The sequence below is a fragment of the Oleiphilus sp. HI0125 genome, assembly GCF_001635355.1.
Genome location: NZ_LWGF01001488.1, coordinates 1 through 15822, shown reverse-complemented (window position 1 = coordinate 15822; position 15822 = coordinate 1). Strand labels below are relative to the sequence as shown.

Here is a 15822-nt window from a genome sequence, read left to right as displayed (position 1 = left end):
AAGACCTAGATTGCTTGGATCAGTTCGAGCGCTTCGCAAGCTTCAATGGTCCAGATTTTTATGGTTTACCGCGCAATACCGGAACCATTACTTTAGTGCGCGAACAATGGACTGTTCCTGAGATCATCACCCTACCTGATGGTGGAGAAATTGTTCCATTTTTTGCAGGCGAAACACTGAACTGGAAGCTTAAATAAGACCTTACACGATAGTAAGGTGATGTGATTAAGAATTAATCATTTAAAGTCCAAGTTCGCGGTATGATAAGTAGCCTAAAACAATAACGTTCATTCCGCGAATTCCCAAAATGCGTTTAGAAAACCCCTTTCACATTGCCGTAGTCTTCCTTTGCGCTTTTGCGCTATCGGCCTGTCAATCAGGCGGCGATGAAAACATACTTCAAAGTACGGTTCGCGGTAAAGCTATTAAAGGGGTAATTAGCCAAGGCGTCGTCAGCACATACCGAGTCTCCGAAGAAAATGGCAACCTAAGTTTATTGTCGACAACGTCCACAGATTCAAATGGGCGCTTCTCCCTCAATATTAATCACGACGAAGAACAGCCTTTACTCATTCAAATCAGCGCCCAACCAGATGTCACTACCATGACCTGTGAGTTACTTGAGGGCTGTATTGCGGAACACTCAGGTGCCTTAAGTGCATTTGGAGAACAAAGCTACGTGGACGACAGCTTTCAATTGTTAGGGCTGATTGCAACAGATAGCTTCGGTGAAAAGCATGCGAAAATCTCTGCGCTAAGTCATCTAATCGTAGCGACTGCGCTTAACCTCCCAGGAGGCTTAACCCGCGGCAATATAAAATTTGCAGAACGCTGGGTTATGGAAACATTTCAACTCAGCCGCTCGCCTCTGATCAGCGAGCTGATCGACATTTCAGATGATTCCGCCCTTGCTCAAAACGATTCTGGTGACGTCATTCAAGCAATCATCGGTGCGAGTTTTTATAATCTTTCTCAAACACAATCTTGGTATGACGCCAGCATTACTATTGATAACTTTCCAATCAGCAGCATTCTCGAGCAAGCTCAAGTTTTGGCGCTAAATGTTAATCACCACCTTCCTGTTACTGATCAACATCCTGAACTTATAGCAAGCCTAAGCTCTCAGAATAATGCTGACATATTCTTACTTTCATCACCTACTGACGCCAATATTAATCAGCATTCCCCGTTTTTCTTAAGAGCTCAGGCATACTCAAATCAAGCACTCCAATATCAATGGCGTTTCAACGGAGAAATTATTCCTGGTGCCAATGATGCAATTTACGGAAAGACACATGCCTTATTAAATGATGCAGGCGTCTATGATGTAATCATTCGCAACGCGCAAAATCAGATCATTTCATCTTCCGCTTCTCTCAGTGTGGAACCAAAAGAACTTTCACTTAAGATTACTAAGCAACCACAATCCCAGTCGATTGTTAGTGGCCAATCTATTGAACTCAATATCAATACAAATGCAGGCTCTGACGCGAATGTATCTTGGCAGAAAGGTGCTAGCGTTTTAGCGAATAAAAATAGCTCGACACTAGTCATTTCAAACGCAAGTCAAAGTGATGCTGGTGATTATCGCGCCATTATTGAATATAAGGGTGAGGTGCTCTACTCGTCCTTTGCAAAAATCACCGTAACAGAAGCTCTCAACACTCTCAGAATCTCACAACATCCATCTGACCAAGATGTATTAGCAGGACATAACGTTCGTTTTGAGATATCGGCTGAGGGTGGAGGTTTCATGCGCTACCAGTGGTTTAAGGATGGCAAAGCGATTGAAGGAGCAACGAACGCAACGCTTGCAATAGAAAGCGCGACACAAACTGATCAGGGCAACTACACGGCACAAGTCACAAGCTCTACCGGCAATCTAAATTCAAAAGCAGCTCAACTACGTGTGATAGCTCAAAACGTCGCTCAAACCCTAGTTGAGCAACCACAGTCACAACAGGTTTACCTTGAAGACTCTTTCCAATTTAGCGTTGCTAGCACACTAGCAACGAGCCATTCGTACCAGTGGTATAAAGACGACAAAGCAATCAATGGTGCAACAAGCCGCATATACGAGGTCAGCACAGCATCGAGTGCAGATGCCGGAACATACTACGCCACGGTTAACAATGTGTTTGGATCAATTCGTTCTAGCTCTGCTTCATTAAACGTGAAGGCCAAGCCCTCATTATCACTATCATGGGCAATGCCTACGGAGCGCGAAAACGGCGAGCCTCTGAATCAATCTGAGATATACGGATATAAACTTGCCTTTGGCAAAAGCGAAAACTCACTAAGCAATAGCGTTGAAATTGTAGGCGCGCAAAACACAAAGTTTACACTTTCAAATCTTGATCCCGGCAGTTTATACCTGCACATTGCTACGATAGATTCAGACCGAATCACAGGTCGTTTCTCTCAGCCTATTGAAGTCATTCTTCAATAAAAAATAAATGGCCCATTATTTCTCAAGCGACAATGTAAAACTTCATTACCGAGACATCGGTAACGGACCAACAATTATATTCCTTCACGGCTTTGGCATGCATTCTGGCCATTGGCTTCCTTACGCATATCCTTTATCGCGAAAGTATCGCGTCATCATCCCAGATCTTCGGGGTTTTGGACGATCTCATCATGCACACTTCAAGCAAGACTGCGCAGTGAGTAATTATGCCGATGACGTCGCCGAACTCATCTCAGAGCTCAATGTCTCCAGCTTCAAACTAATCGGCATTTCGATGGGTGCACTCACATCAATCAGTTATATCGATAAATATAAGCCCGCAGGTTTAGAGAGGTATTTGCACATCGATCAAAGTCCATGCTGTGTTAATAAATCCGATTGGCGATGGGGGCTATTCGGGCATGAGCATGATGATCGAATGCAACGCGCAAAGCAGTTGCTGGATGAGCTTGAGCCATACCTAGAGCAAGGCTTTGAATACAGAGATTTGCCCAATAACTTACGTCAACAAATACAAACTGAACTTTCTGAGTTCTTTGCTTCAGCCATGTCATGGCCAAGCTTTAAGCAGCTTTCACGGCTTTTGTTGAGTAAAGAATGGATATTGAGACAACTGCTGTCCGTTAAGAACTGGGGGGCATATATGCATTGCCTTCGAGCTTACATCGATCAAGGCTATGATTTCAGACAAGCCATTGAAAATTGCGAAACGCCCATTGATATTCTAGTAGGCATGAAATCGGATATGTACCCAGCCACAGGTCAGCTTCGTATGGCGGATCTGAATGAAAGATGCTCAGTCTTACCGTTCACTAAAAGTGGCCACACCCCCTTAATTGACCAACCTTTCAAACTGACACGAGAGTTGCACCGGTTTGCGACCGCCTAATGGGTGCTGCGTTCCTGCACAAGAATCCAAGGTTTAATCACAACGGCCCAGAGTAAAGTATTGTCTGTAGACCAACGCATGGCTTGCTCATCAGAAACTTGTCCGACTTTTTCTTCAGCCATCCACCCTTTCATAACAGGGGCGTTATCTGCAACGATTTGTTCTGCGACGATAAGCATATCAAGGTCAGATGAAACGGAAATCAGCTTACCTCCAGCAAAATAAGGTTCAAGCTCCTTCCAAGAAATCTGTGCGGTTTCTAGATTTAACTTTTGCGCTAAAGGTACTTTTTGTTGATCAGTCATGATGTGCTTGTTGCTCTCTAATAAAGAGGTCGAATTCAAGCACTCATGATGATAAAAGGCAAGTTGTTAACCAATCACCGTTGGTTGAACAAGGTCTTCGATGTAGCTAGCAACAATATCTGTTCGATGTAACTCAATTTGCGCTACAAACTGAGAAACTATGCGCTCTGGATTAGGCAATAGACGTGAATCACCAACCAAGCCAAACTGTATTTGACCGCCATAACTGATGATACTCAAACCAATACCAAGATCGCCTGTTTGAGGAACCCAAAACATTTGCTCCTTGATCTTTGATCCTGCGATGTAACGTGCTTCGCGAGGTCCTGGAACATTCGACATCACTGCAGTTGTCTTATTCCCGAAGCTCTCAGTAAGCGCTCTTTGCATAGATTTTGGCAGCATGCCTGTCGCATACAAAATGCCATAAGACAAAGCTGGCTGAAGTGATTGCTTAAGCGCAATCATGTCGTGCTTTATTTTATATACGCGCTCTAAAGGATTCTCGATATCAACAGGCAATGCAGCAAACACAGTACCAAACTGGTTACCTAGGTCATCAGGATTTTGGCTTAGATCCATCTTATCCATTGGACGAATATTAACTGGAATCGTCACATGAACATTGCGCCCTTCTAAATTCTCACCCGCGCGAATCAACTCTTCACGAAAAGCGCCTGCTACACAAGACATGAGTAGGTCATTGATCTTACAGCCGACAACCTTCGCAATCCCATGAAACTTCTCAAAGCTCACCGGCTCAGACCAAGCACATGTTTTTCTAACACCAAGTTTGCCTTTCAAAGTACTACGCGGATCCGCGGGCATGGTCGCTAGTTGCGCTAACTCTGTCGCTGCACGAACACCATCACCGACGATACCGCGCATAGCATCTTGATCGCGCAAAATACTAATACCATCGCTCGATATCTTCTTAGCAAATTTTGCGTAGCGGTCTGCTCGTTCTGAAGCATTATCAATCAGACGTTGATACTTCGGCCATTCGTAGTTCAACTCCTCATCTGGAGTCTCTTCATTTGACGCTGTTTGAGCCACCGAGAACGGCGCGACATTCGCACTACCATCGGTAATGGAGTTGAATACAGATATCAACGCTAAGCCATCAGCATAGCAATGGTGAACACGCAAAATGATTGCTCGGCCACCTTGATAATTCTCAACGAACAAGATTTGCCACAAAGGCTTGGAATCATCAAAAGGCATGCTCAGCTGGTCAGCAAGATAAGTTTGCAATGCTTTCTTATCTGCTTTGCCAGGTAAAGCTACTTTTTTGACGTGATTAGCAAGATCAAAGTAAGGGTCTTTTTCCCACACATACTCACCAGACACTTGCACCGGTCGAGTCATAAAACGAGGAAAACGCAAAAAACGATTAATGATCGTATTTTTAAAATCTTTGAATTCCATATCTTCCGTGATAATCATTGCATTAATGATCATCAGGTTGGTTGGCGAATCCATGCGCAACCAAGCGATATCAACCCCAGTTAGAGGTTTGCTGGCATGATCAGTCATACCCGCTCCTATTGTTTATTTTTATATCTATTGTTAAGTGCTTAACATACTGGACAGACATTGAATGCCCCGGAAGCGAAAAAAACAGGGCGATATTTAGCACTCAGGTCACAAAATTCTATCATAGGTAACAATATTTAATATAGCCATTCCATCTATCTGCCATAATTAAATCAACGTGTTATTACAGACTATTAAAGAGCTTTTATATAGTTACTGATCTATATTTAGTCAAATACTTTAATAACATTAATAATGAAAGCCAAGGACAGCACAAATATCGCTAGATAGGATGAATTACTAGCGGCGGTTATTACTGAGGAGATTAACTGCTGTGCAAGCTACTCACGCTCGAAAACTAATAAAGCCTATCGCACAAACATATACTGAGATGTTCTCAGGCAAAGTGTTTACAGTCGGTAAAGGCGCTGTCAGTGTTCGGAATCATGCGGACGATGCAACACACACCGTTATTGGCGTTCATGGGTTCTTAGAAAACCATTGCTATTTTACGCAGTCATACCAAGACCCTAGCACCGAACTCATCCTCATCACCTGTAGTAACTATCATATTCCAGTCGAAGGCCCTTTACCGGAGCCGGCAAGTTGGGAAATCCCAATTAAGTATTTGGAAGGCACAATAGAATATGATGCATGTATTCTTACACAAGCTTTAGAAAACCTTCCCACCACGAACAAGATTAGAATTCATGGCCACTCTCGAGGTGGAGCCGTCATTCTTGAAGCAGTTAATCAACGTCCCGATCTTTTCGAGCACGTTGAAGTTATCCTTGAAGCACCAGCACTACCTGGCGGGAAGACTCACCCACTCGTATCTGCGCTGCTTGAGCCTGTAAGTCATGGAATGTGGCCTTGGGTAATTCGTTTAATCAATAGCACGCCCTCTTCGTCTTACGGGCAGATGTTCTTCGGCAAACTAAACCCACGAAAGAAAAAGTTATTACACAAGCTATTTACGGCAACAAAAGACCATCTCACTATTGTTCGTAACATTGAAAACTTATTCGCATGGATGGATAAAGCCGACTATTCAGCCTATGCACATCTGCGTCATGGAACATTCTTAATTCCTAAAGTAGATAGAATTCTCAATAGAAATCTGATGTTAAAGAGCGCTCTTAAAAGCCCAACATCTATCAGAGTGATCGAAACAGAAGCGTTAAGCCATTTTGTCACGCTAGATGATCGCAAATGGATTCCATCATTCGAGACCACGCCATCTGCTGAGCGAGCCGAACAGATCAAGCAAACCAAAAAGCAGCTCCGCATCGCTAATAGCTAGCCCCTACCCAGATCAAACCCCTTGCAACATTTGCGAGGGTGTTTACACTCTCGAAATCTTACATTTGTGCGAGTCAACATGTACCGAGAGCGTATAGCGGAAACACCAGCCAAAAGCCCTGAAGCTCTGCATCTAAAATCGTTGATGCTTACTTACCATGATTACCAATTAAATAGCTTGTCGCATCAAGGTAGTGCAATGAAGTGCCGTCTTGCAGAATGGCAAACTGAGCGCTTGAAAGCGACTCACGCAGATTTATACGACAATCTTAACTTTCGCAGCGGCATCGACTTTCTGTTAAAGGAGTTATACGGCGCACACGATTTCTCTGCCCGAGATCGAGACTTAGAGCGTATCTTCCCCAAATTACTTAAGCTTCTGCCGAAGAATTTAATCAATACGGTGGCCAATTTAGTTGAATTGAATTTACTTACTCAGCAATTAGATGATCAACTCGTACAATATTTAACGAGCATAAACGCTAGCGAAATCAACGAGAGTCTTTACGTAGAGGCCTATCAGAAAGCCTCCACCGCACAGCAACGGCAGCGCCAATTAGACCTCGTTAAGGCGGCTGGAGAACTCTTAGACAAGCATGCACACAACCCACTACTTCGACTAACTCTTAATTGGACAAAAAAGCCAGCAAAGAAAGCAGGGCTCGAAGAACTCCATGGTTTTCTGTTAAGAGGGCTAGACGCATTTTATGAAATGAGTGATGTGGACGTGCTAATGCAAACTTTGATTGAACGCGAAAGCCATATACTATCCAACATCTTAAATAATCGTCCCAACCCATTTCAGTCATGAGCTGTACGGATTTTTTATGTCAGAAACAATAATTAAAGATCGAGTTAAGATCGAGATCAAAGACCAAATCGCCTATGTCACCTTATCTCGCGCAGACAAGCACAATGCCCTAGATATGCCGATGTTTGAAGCAATCGTTAAGGCAGCGAAAACAATATCCAAAGACAAGAAAGTTCGTGGCGTCATCTTGTCCGGCGATGGCAAATCTTTTTGCTCTGGTATCGACGTAAAAAGCATGTTCAAAAACCCAATGACGGCCGTGAAATTGCTCATCAAACCGGGCACTAAATTCGTTAATCTTGCACAAGAAGTTAGCTACGTATGGCGTGACCTACCTGTTCCCGTTATTGCTGTGACCCATGGCAAATGTTGGGGCGGAGGGATGCAAATAGCGCTTGGAGCAGACTTTCGCTACACATCTAAGAACTGCACATTTTCGATCATGGAGACGAAATGGGGACTCATACCAGATATGGGCGGGTCGATCGCATTAAGAGAGCTTTGCTCGATCGATAAGGCAAAAGAATTAACGATGACGGCAGAAGTATTTGATGCCCAAAAAGCAGCTGAGTACAACCTCGTGACGCGCATATGCGATGACCCAATGGCGGAAGCAACTGCTTTCTTGAAAGAGATTGCGAACAAATCGCCAGATGCCATCAGCTTAACCAAGAAGCTCTATAACGGCGCATGGCTATCAACCATTCGCCAAGCTTTGAATCTCGAAACAAAACTGCAACGAAAACTGATTGGCCGTCACAATCAAAAAATCGCTGGTGCGGTTTATAGCGGCGTTAAATCAGCTAGCGAATATTCAAATCGCAGCCAATAAGCTTTCGCTTAGAAGCTATGCTTTGATGACATAATATCTAGGTATAGCGACTGAGTTAGCTCTTCAAAGTTGCTTTGTTTCGGTAATCGAACAAACACCTTACTACCGCAAGCCTGCGGATCATAAGCGTCTTTTTTCAGAGGCGCTTTTTTATATTTGTGCGTACCCGTTGATTCAACCTCATCAACCAAACGAATAAAGTGAGGGATCGCGTAATCTGGTACGTGCGCCTGCAGATATTCATATAGCGCTCGCCCATCAAAAGACTGCCCGCTCTCAAACCGCAAGGCTGCCATTCCTGCGCGCCCGTTAGTTTTTGGAATTTCGACGCCATAGACAATCGCGTCGATGACTCCACTATATTGACCCAGAACATTTTCAACTTCTGTCGTTGATACATTCTCGCCTTTCCAACGGAAGGTATCCCCTAGACGATCGACAAACTGAGCATGTCGAAATCCTAAGTCACGCATCATATCGCCAGTGTTAAACCAAGCATCGCCCTGCTTAAAGACATTACGCAAAATAGTTTTCTCTGTTTTTTCTGGCTCGGTATACCCATCGAAAGGAGATTTTTCATTAATTTCACCGAGCAACAATCCCGCTTCGCCTCGACTTACTTTTCTCATATAACCATTAGAAAAACGACGCGCTTCTTCTGCATCGAGGTCATATTGGACAATGGCGTAAGGAACAGGAGAGAAACCGACAGTATTGTCTAAATTGAGCACATTCATAAAGCCGACATTGCCTTCGCTCGAGCCATAAAATTCATGCACGCGATCAATATCAAAACGCTGTTTAAATTCGCGCCAAATTTCTGGCCGAAGCCCATTGCCAAACATCACACGCACTTTGTTTTCACGCTCAATATCGCTCGGAGCTTGCGCCACTAAGTACCGGCACAACTCGCCGATATAGCACAAGGCAGTCACTCCTTGCGAAACCACATCATGCCAATATTTACTTGCCGAAAACTTTCTTACCAATACTAAGGTTGCACCACTCGATACGATACTAGACCAAGCCACAACCATCGCTGTCGCGTGATAAAACGGCAAGGGAACATAAACGCGATCATCACTACGCAACTGAATACACGCTTCCCCAATTCCACCGTAGGCTTTCATATATCGCCCATTGGTTAATATGGCGGCTTTCGGTAAGCCCGTTGTGCCCGACGTGTAAAAATAACAAAGAGGATCATTCGCTCGGATGTGTTCACTATGCGGAAGGTTCTGCTCACTCTGGTTACCAGCGACTGCCATCAAATCATAGGCATTTTTAGGCGTATCATTCGTAGCTGTATCAGCGACCAATAACACACTTTGATCGCCATCAGGCAGCGCTGACTCAACAGCCATACAAGCGTCGAACAACTCTTCACCGACAATGATGCGCTTGGGCGAAACCAAACGAATACTATGTTCAAGAACATTGCCTCGCTGCGATGTATTGATCAGTGCAGCAATTGCCCCCAACTTCGCTAACGCCACAACGCATAGTAATAACTCAACACGATTTTCCATCATGACGACAATCGTATCGCCCTTTACCGTCCCTGTGCCCTCTAGATAATGCGCAATTTGATTAGCTTTGCGATTGAAGTCGCTATAACTCAAAGACTGCCCTTCAAACATCACCGCGATATTGTCTGGAAACTTTGACGCTACCAGCTCAAAGCACGAAGCTAAATTATTAACGGGATTCTTACGCTGCTGCGCGACACGATATAAACCGCGTAATTTCTTTGGAAGGCCTCTAAAAAGCTCAGGAGAACGAACGATAAGATCACGTGCGCTTAAAGCACGCTGATTGGCTATTTGAGTCATAAAGATTCTTATTTTTGTTAGATATCGGTAGTTTTATTTTGCAGCAAACGCGTCGAGGTATTTATGCACTTCCTGCTCAATTCGTGTTTTAAACGGTCGCAAAACAAAACTAAGCTCTAAAGTTAACGCGATACTATCCGAAGCGCAGTGAATTTCACCTTTCGCACCAGATCCTTTAAACGCAAGCGTCTCACCTTGCCAACCGTATTTGAGCCCAAACTTTTCAGTTAGATCTTCCGCTAAACTTTCCGCTTCTTGCTTTGCAGCGTCTAGTCCTCGGTTATGCGTTCTTTCGATGCGAATTGCGCTCATCAAAAAATCCTACTGCTGATTAGTTTTACAATTTGGCAAGTCTAACCGATATTGCACAAACCCAGAACAATCTAATTGATTTTCAAGATAGTCTTCGAGCTCTGTGAACGATAGAATAGGTGCAGATTTAGTCTTGCAAGAGCAACTTAGCGTGAAAGAAACCCAAGCAAACAACGACACCAATCAAAACACCACTCACTTTGGTTTTGAGAACGTCAACGTCGAAGAAAAAGCCGGCAAAGTCGCAGACGTATTTCATTCTGTCGCTGCAAAATACGACATCATGAACGACTTAATGTCTTTTGGAATCCACCGTTTATGGAAACGTTTGACCATTGAGTCCTCTGGCGTACGCTCTGGTCATAAGGTACTAGACATTGCTGGGGGAACTGGAGATCTCACGATGCAGTTCTCCAAACGCGTTGGAGATCAAGGCAAAGTTGTACTCGCTGACATTAACGCCTCTATGCTCAATGTCGGACGAGACCGATTATTAGACAAAGGCTACGGCAGCAATATTGAATTTGTACAAGCGAATGCAGAATGCCTTCCCTTCCCAGATAATTACTTTAATGCCGTATCGATCGCGTTTGGCTTAAGAAATGTCACTGATAAAGATAAAGCTATCCGCTCTATGTTCCGCGTATTGAAACCGGGCGGCAGACTTTTAATATTGGAATTTTCAAAACCCACTAACACAGTGCTTAGTGATGTGTATGACAAATACTCATTCACCGCACTCCCTATGATGGGCAAGCTCATCACAAATGATAGTGAAAGCTATAAATACCTAGCTGAATCTATTCGTATGCATCCAGACCAAGAAACCTTGAAGGGTATGATGGATGAGGCAGGATTCGTTAATACGCGCTATCAAAATATGACTGGCGGCATTGTTGCTCTACACACCGGAGTAAAGGCGTAGTGAACATCTTTAGCCAACCTTTATTCCAACAGTTCGCACCTAGCGTTGAGAAAACACTCAACGCTACCTTATCTATGGATCCAGGTTCAGAACAAAAACTAAAGCCTCTTAATGGCTGTGTGCTCGAACTACGTATTAGCAATCTAAATCAATCGCTATTCATTGGCGCAAAAAACAATCGCATCTTACTTTTATCTGCAGAGCAAGCTCCAACAGTCACCATGACCGCCAGCCTGTCAGGACTATTAAAATTGGCCGCTTATAGAGACACTGCCACTCTACTGAACTCAGGCGACCTTGCGTTTACTGGTGATGCCGTACGCGCACAACAAATTCAGCGTTTTGCAGATAATTTAGATATCGACTGGGAAGGCTTGCTAGCTAACTTCATTGGCGATACACCAGCAAAATTTATCAGCAGCGGCGCAAAACAAAGCATCACCATTGCAAAGACCTTCAGCAAAAACTTCGTGAAAGACCTAGAAGAGTTCGTAAAATACGAACTTCGTTTACTTCCTTCTCGCGCATTAGCCAACAAGCAATTCGAAGCGATAGACCAACTCCGTTTGGCCGGAGATCGCCTAGAAGCAAGAGTAAGATCACTTTCGAAACGCATCAAGCGAGGTTAGTTTGGCTGCCGACTTAGGAACTAAAAAGTTAAGCAGGGCCTTCAAAATATTATGGGTGACTTGCCGTTATCGCTTAGATGACTTTCTTCCACTAACTTCGCTCCCTACCTCACTGCGATTACTGCTTATTCTGGCTCCTTGGCAGTTGTTTCCAAGACCTAAGCATTCAAAAGCCGTTCGTCTGAGATTAGCCATTGAAACTCTCGGCCCGATTTTTATTAAATTTGGGCAGCTGCTTTCAACGCGTCGTGACTTATTAGATGACGAGTTAGCCAATGAGCTGAAAAAGCTACAAGACCAAGTACCTCCCTTTAGTCAGAAAGAGTCGATTCTACTTATTGAAAAGGGTTTAGGCCGACCTGTCTCTGAGGTGTTTTCACGATTCGATGAAGACGTCATGGCCTCAGCGTCTATTGCTCAAGTGCATAGTGCGCAGTTGCCTAACGGACAGGAAGTGATTGTTAAAGTCATTCGTCCAAACATTAAGAAGACTATTCAGCAAGATTTGTCGCTCATGAAGCTATTTGCATACTTGCTTGAAGCTTTATGGAAAAACGGCAAACGCTTACGCGCTCAACAAATTGTTCTCGATTATGAAAAAACCATATTCGATGAACTTGATTTGCAACGCGAAGCAGCCAATGCCTCTCAAATCCGCCGTAACTTCTTAAACTCAGAGCTGATTTATATCCCAGAAGTATATTGGCCTCATTGCAATCAACATGTGCTCGTGATGGAACGCATATATGGCACTCCCGTTGCCGATATCGAAACGCTAAAAGCACATCATGTTGATTTAAAAGTTCTCGCTGAACGCGGTGTCGAGATTTTCTTCACACAAGTTTTTCGCGATAGTTTTTTCCATGCAGACATGCATCCCGGCAATATTTTTGTTTCAACAAAAAATCCGCAAGCAGCTCAGTATATCGCCGTCGATTTCGGCATTGTCGGCACTCTTGGCGAAGAAGACCAGAACTATCTTGCCCGCAACCTGCTCGCATTCTTCAATCGCGACTACCACGAAGTAGCACGCTTACATGTTGACTCTGGATGGGTGCCATCGACAACACGCGTGGAAGAATTTGAAGCGGCAATAAGAACAGTCTGTGAGCCCATTTTTGAACGACCGTTAAGCGAAATTTCATTTGGCCAATTCTTAGTGCGTCTTTTCCAAACCGCACAACGCTTCGATATGGAAGTACAACCTCAACTCGTTCTTTTGCAGAAAACCTTAATCAATATTGAAGGATTAGGCCGACAGCTATACCCAGATCTGGATCTATGGAGTACAGCAAAACCCTTTCTAGAACGCTGGATGCGCGATCGACTTGCACCACCAGGCGTATTCAAGCGACTACGCGAGCAATTCCCAGATTTAGTACAGCAGTCACCAGAACTACCTAAGTTAATCTACGAGACCATGGACAACCTAAGTCGTCTCGAGGCCCCAAGGGCACAAACAAGCTCATACCAAGGCGATACACAAAAACCAAACAAGAAACGTAAAGTACTTGCTTGCGTATTGATTGGCACAGGCTTAATCTCAAGCAATGCGGATTGGCTCCACATCGCGCAAACACTGTCAGCCGCCTCTGCACTAAGTATCGCGCTAGGTGCCTGGCTACTGCTTACATCAAAGTAATTGGAGAATTGAATTTAATGTCTGACGTATTAAAGCAACTACAAGAAGTTTTGGATGCACGGCGTTCAGCAGATCCAGAAAGTTCATACGTCGCAAGCCTTCACAATAAGGGACTAAATAAAATTCTCGAGAAAGTTGGCGAAGAATGCACCGAAACAATTTTGGCAGCGAAAGATGCGCAAACTGATTGTAATAAACAAGATCTAATATACGAGACAGCAGACCTTTGGTTTCATACTATGGTTATGCTATCTCACTTAGACATTACGAACGAAGAAATACTAAATGAGTTGAAGCGACGCTTTAACCTCTCTGGCTTAGAAGAAAAAGCTCAACGTAAGAAGGAGTCTTAATATGGGAATCAGCCCTACTCAGCTACTGATTATTTTAGTGATTGTTGCCTTGATATTCGGCACCAAAAAACTTCGCAATATGGGCGGAGATCTTGGCGGCGCAGTAAAAGGCTTTAAAAAAGCAATGAAAGACGAAGAGCAAGCTAAACCGCTTGATAAGAAAGATGATGACGTGATCGACGTTAAAGCTGAAAAAACAAATTCAGACAATAACAAGGCATAGATAAACACCTATGTTTGATATTGGCTTTCTTGAAATTATCATCGTTGCCATTATTTCGCTGCTCGTCCTGGGGCCAGAGCGTCTTCCTAAAGCAGCCGCGACAATTGGCAAATGGATTGGCAAAGCTCGACGACTAACCAGCACACTTTCTCAAGAAATTGATCGTCAGGTAGAAATAGAAGAACTTCGAGAGCAACTTAAAAAACAAGGCAACAGCTTGGATATCAATGATGATGCAAACAAAATTCATCAGACAGTTTCGCAAGCATTAGCCGACGTTGAAAAAGAAAGCCTTAGCACCAGTCAGCCATTGGAATCTTCAACCGCACCAAGTAAAGAAGTATGAGCGACAACGATTCAAGCGCGCCTGAAAACGATCAGGCTCAACCTTTAATGGCTCACTTAATTGAGCTAAGAAATCGTATGCTTAAAGCCGTGATCGCGGTCATAGTGGTATTTCTATCTCTCTATTATTTTGCGAACGATCTTTATCAATTATTATCCGAGCCACTTCGTGCGCTGATGCCTGAAGGCACAACCATGATAGCAACAGAAGTTGCCTCGCCTTTTCTAACCCCTTTCAAGCTTACTTTCTTCGCATCGATCTTTATCGCAATGCCTTATGTGCTTTTCCAGATTTGGGGATTTATCTCTCCCGCTCTGTTCGATAAAGAAAAGCGCCTAGCAATGCCTTTATTATTCTCAAGCGTGCTGCTGTTTTATCTAGGAATGGCCTTTGCCTACTTTGTCGTATTCCCATTGGTATTTGGATTTTTTACCTCTGCAGGACCAGAAGGTGTTGCGGTGATGACTGACATCAGTCGCTATCTCGACTTCGTCATGAAGATGTTTTTCGCGTTCGGCTTTGCTTTTGAAATCCCGATTGCGATTATTATTCTCGTGTCAGTGGGGGCGACAAGCACAGCCAGCCTTTCAGAGAAGCGCCCTTACCTCGTTGTTGGCTGTTTTGTTGTGGGTATGCTTCTGACTCCACCTGACGTTATTTCTCAAACATTGCTAGCCCTTCCAATGTGGCTTTTGTTCGAAATCGGTTTACTGTTTTCAAAACTTATTGAGAAAAAACAAACAGAAAATGAGCAACTAACAAACTAGTAATGAACCTGCTCTTACTCTCTCCAAACAATATTATCGATGAGTCGACTGCCGTCATTAAAGGACGGCAGCTCGAGCATATCCACAAGACCTTGCGCGCGAAAACCGGTGATACGCTGAGCGTAGGCATTGAAAACGGTTTGATTGGGAAAGGCACATTAACCGAGCTCAATCAAGTACAAGCAAAGCTAACATTTCGCTGTACAAAGCAAGCCCCAGCACCATTACCGATCAAGCTCGTATTGGCGCTACCACGGCCTAAAATGCTTCGTCGCATCATTCAAACTGCCGTCACGATGGGAGTCAAAGACTTCACCTTTATCAATGCCTGGAAGGTAGAAAAGAGTTATTGGCAGACCCCTTGGTTAAACGAGGAATCACTGCGTGAAAATGCGCTCATCGGCTTAGAGCAAGCCAAAGATACGGTGATGCCTGTATTCAAAACAAGAAAGCTGTTCAAACCTTTTGTAGAAGACGAATTAAGCGACCTAGCGGGAAATGACCTCAAACTCATCGCACATCCGCACACTGAAACGCCGTGCCCTGTTCAATTAGATCCGAAACAGCCAGTGACCTTAGCAATTGGTCCAGAGGGAGGATTTACAAAATATGAGGTCTCGAAATTTTACGAACAACAGTTTGAGTCTG

General features: G+C 43.9%; 17 protein-coding genes and 1 pseudogene. 14 read left to right on the top strand and 4 right to left on the bottom strand.

The window, feature by feature from the left end; genetic code table 11:
* From A3762_RS28080 to A3762_RS25090, 3 genes and pseudogenes are all read left to right on the top strand, one after another.
* Positions 1-197, top strand: a pseudogene (locus tag A3762_RS28080) (dihydroorotase); the annotation flags it as partial.
* Between the two features lie 110 nt (positions 198-307).
* Positions 308-2449: an immunoglobulin domain-containing protein gene (locus tag A3762_RS25095; RefSeq protein ID WP_068758151.1), complete on the top strand. Its 2142-nt coding sequence runs from the start codon at positions 308-310 to the stop codon at positions 2447-2449.
* A 7-nt stretch (positions 2450-2456) separates the two neighbouring features.
* Complete coding sequence (locus A3762_RS25090) at positions 2457-3359, top strand: alpha/beta fold hydrolase (protein ID WP_068758150.1); 903 nt, start codon at positions 2457-2459, stop codon at positions 3357-3359.
* Here A3762_RS25090 and A3762_RS25085 read toward each other — a convergent pair.
* Positions 3356-3664: a DUF2288 domain-containing protein gene (locus A3762_RS25085; RefSeq protein ID WP_068758147.1), complete on the bottom strand. Its 309-nt coding sequence runs from the start codon at positions 3662-3664 to the stop codon at positions 3356-3358. The two genes, A3762_RS25090 and A3762_RS25085, sit on opposite strands and share 4 nt — an antisense overlap.
* A gap of 66 nt (positions 3665-3730) precedes the next feature.
* Entirely contained in the window at positions 3731-5200 is a 1470-nt protein-coding gene (locus A3762_RS25080) for a wax ester/triacylglycerol synthase family O-acyltransferase (protein ID WP_068758144.1), read from the bottom strand.
* Between the two features lie 334 nt (positions 5201-5534).
* Between A3762_RS25080 and A3762_RS25075 the strand changes: the two genes are divergently transcribed.
* The 3 genes from A3762_RS25075 to A3762_RS25065 all read left to right on the top strand — a co-directional run bounded on the left by A3762_RS25075 (position 5535) and on the right by A3762_RS25065 (position 8145).
* On the top strand, positions 5535-6503 hold the full coding sequence (locus tag A3762_RS25075) for an alpha/beta hydrolase (protein ID WP_068481726.1): 969 nt from the start codon (positions 5535-5537) through the stop codon (positions 6501-6503).
* Between the two features lie 78 nt (positions 6504-6581).
* Positions 6582-7313 carry a hypothetical protein gene (locus A3762_RS25070; protein ID WP_068758142.1) on the top strand — a complete coding sequence of 244 codons (732 nt, stop codon included), beginning with the start codon at positions 6582-6584 and terminating at the stop codon, positions 7311-7313.
* A gap of 16 nt (positions 7314-7329) precedes the next feature.
* Complete coding sequence (locus A3762_RS25065; protein WP_068758140.1) at positions 7330-8145, top strand: crotonase/enoyl-CoA hydratase family protein; 816 nt, start codon at positions 7330-7332, stop codon at positions 8143-8145.
* Positions 8146-8153: 8 nt separating this feature from the next.
* On the opposite strand, the gene A3762_RS25060 is transcribed toward A3762_RS25065, so the two are convergent.
* The gene (locus A3762_RS25060) at positions 8154-9977 is read right to left on the bottom strand and encodes a long-chain-acyl-CoA synthetase (RefSeq protein ID WP_068758138.1); all 1824 of its coding nucleotides are present in this window, start codon (positions 9975-9977) and stop codon (positions 8154-8156) included.
* 33 nt (positions 9978-10010) lie between these two features.
* A complete protein-coding gene (locus tag A3762_RS25055; protein WP_068479568.1) occupies positions 10011-10289 on the bottom strand; it encodes a polyhydroxyalkanoic acid system family protein in 279 nt (92 codons plus the stop codon).
* Between the two features lie 151 nt (positions 10290-10440).
* Here A3762_RS25055 and ubiE point away from each other — a divergent pair, with 151 nt between their 5' ends.
* From ubiE to A3762_RS25015, 8 genes are all read left to right on the top strand, one after another.
* Positions 10441-11214 carry a bifunctional demethylmenaquinone methyltransferase/2-methoxy-6-polyprenyl-1,4-benzoquinol methylase UbiE gene (gene ubiE, locus A3762_RS25050; protein ID WP_068758153.1) on the top strand — a complete coding sequence of 258 codons (774 nt, stop codon included), beginning with the start codon at positions 10441-10443 and terminating at the stop codon, positions 11212-11214.
* On the top strand, positions 11214-11843 hold the full coding sequence (locus A3762_RS25045; protein WP_068481732.1) for an SCP2 domain-containing protein: 630 nt from the start codon (positions 11214-11216) through the stop codon (positions 11841-11843). The genes ubiE and A3762_RS25045 overlap by 1 nt, the downstream gene beginning before the upstream one ends.
* Before the next feature lies 1 nt (position 11844).
* On the top strand, positions 11845-13485 hold the full coding sequence (gene ubiB / locus A3762_RS25040; protein ID WP_068758135.1) for a ubiquinone biosynthesis regulatory protein kinase UbiB: 1641 nt from the start codon (positions 11845-11847) through the stop codon (positions 13483-13485).
* Positions 13486-13502: 17 nt separating this feature from the next.
* The gene (locus A3762_RS25035; RefSeq protein ID WP_068758133.1) at positions 13503-13838 is read left to right on the top strand and encodes a phosphoribosyl-ATP diphosphatase; all 336 of its coding nucleotides are present in this window, start codon (positions 13503-13505) and stop codon (positions 13836-13838) included.
* A 1-nt stretch (position 13839) separates the two neighbouring features.
* Positions 13840-14061 carry a Sec-independent protein translocase subunit TatA gene (tatA, locus tag A3762_RS25030; protein WP_068481740.1) on the top strand — a complete coding sequence of 74 codons (222 nt, stop codon included), beginning with the start codon at positions 13840-13842 and terminating at the stop codon, positions 14059-14061.
* 10 nt (positions 14062-14071) lie between these two features.
* A complete protein-coding gene (tatB, locus tag A3762_RS25025) occupies positions 14072-14407 on the top strand; it encodes a Sec-independent protein translocase protein TatB (protein ID WP_068481743.1) in 336 nt (111 codons plus the stop codon).
* Positions 14404-15174: a twin-arginine translocase subunit TatC gene (gene tatC / locus A3762_RS25020; protein WP_068481754.1), complete on the top strand. Its 771-nt coding sequence runs from the start codon at positions 14404-14406 to the stop codon at positions 15172-15174. The genes tatB and tatC overlap by 4 nt, the downstream gene beginning before the upstream one ends.
* 2 nt (positions 15175-15176) lie before the next feature.
* The coding region (locus tag A3762_RS25015; protein ID WP_068758131.1) for a 16S rRNA (uracil(1498)-N(3))-methyltransferase at positions 15177-15822 on the top strand (646 nt) is incomplete at its 3' end.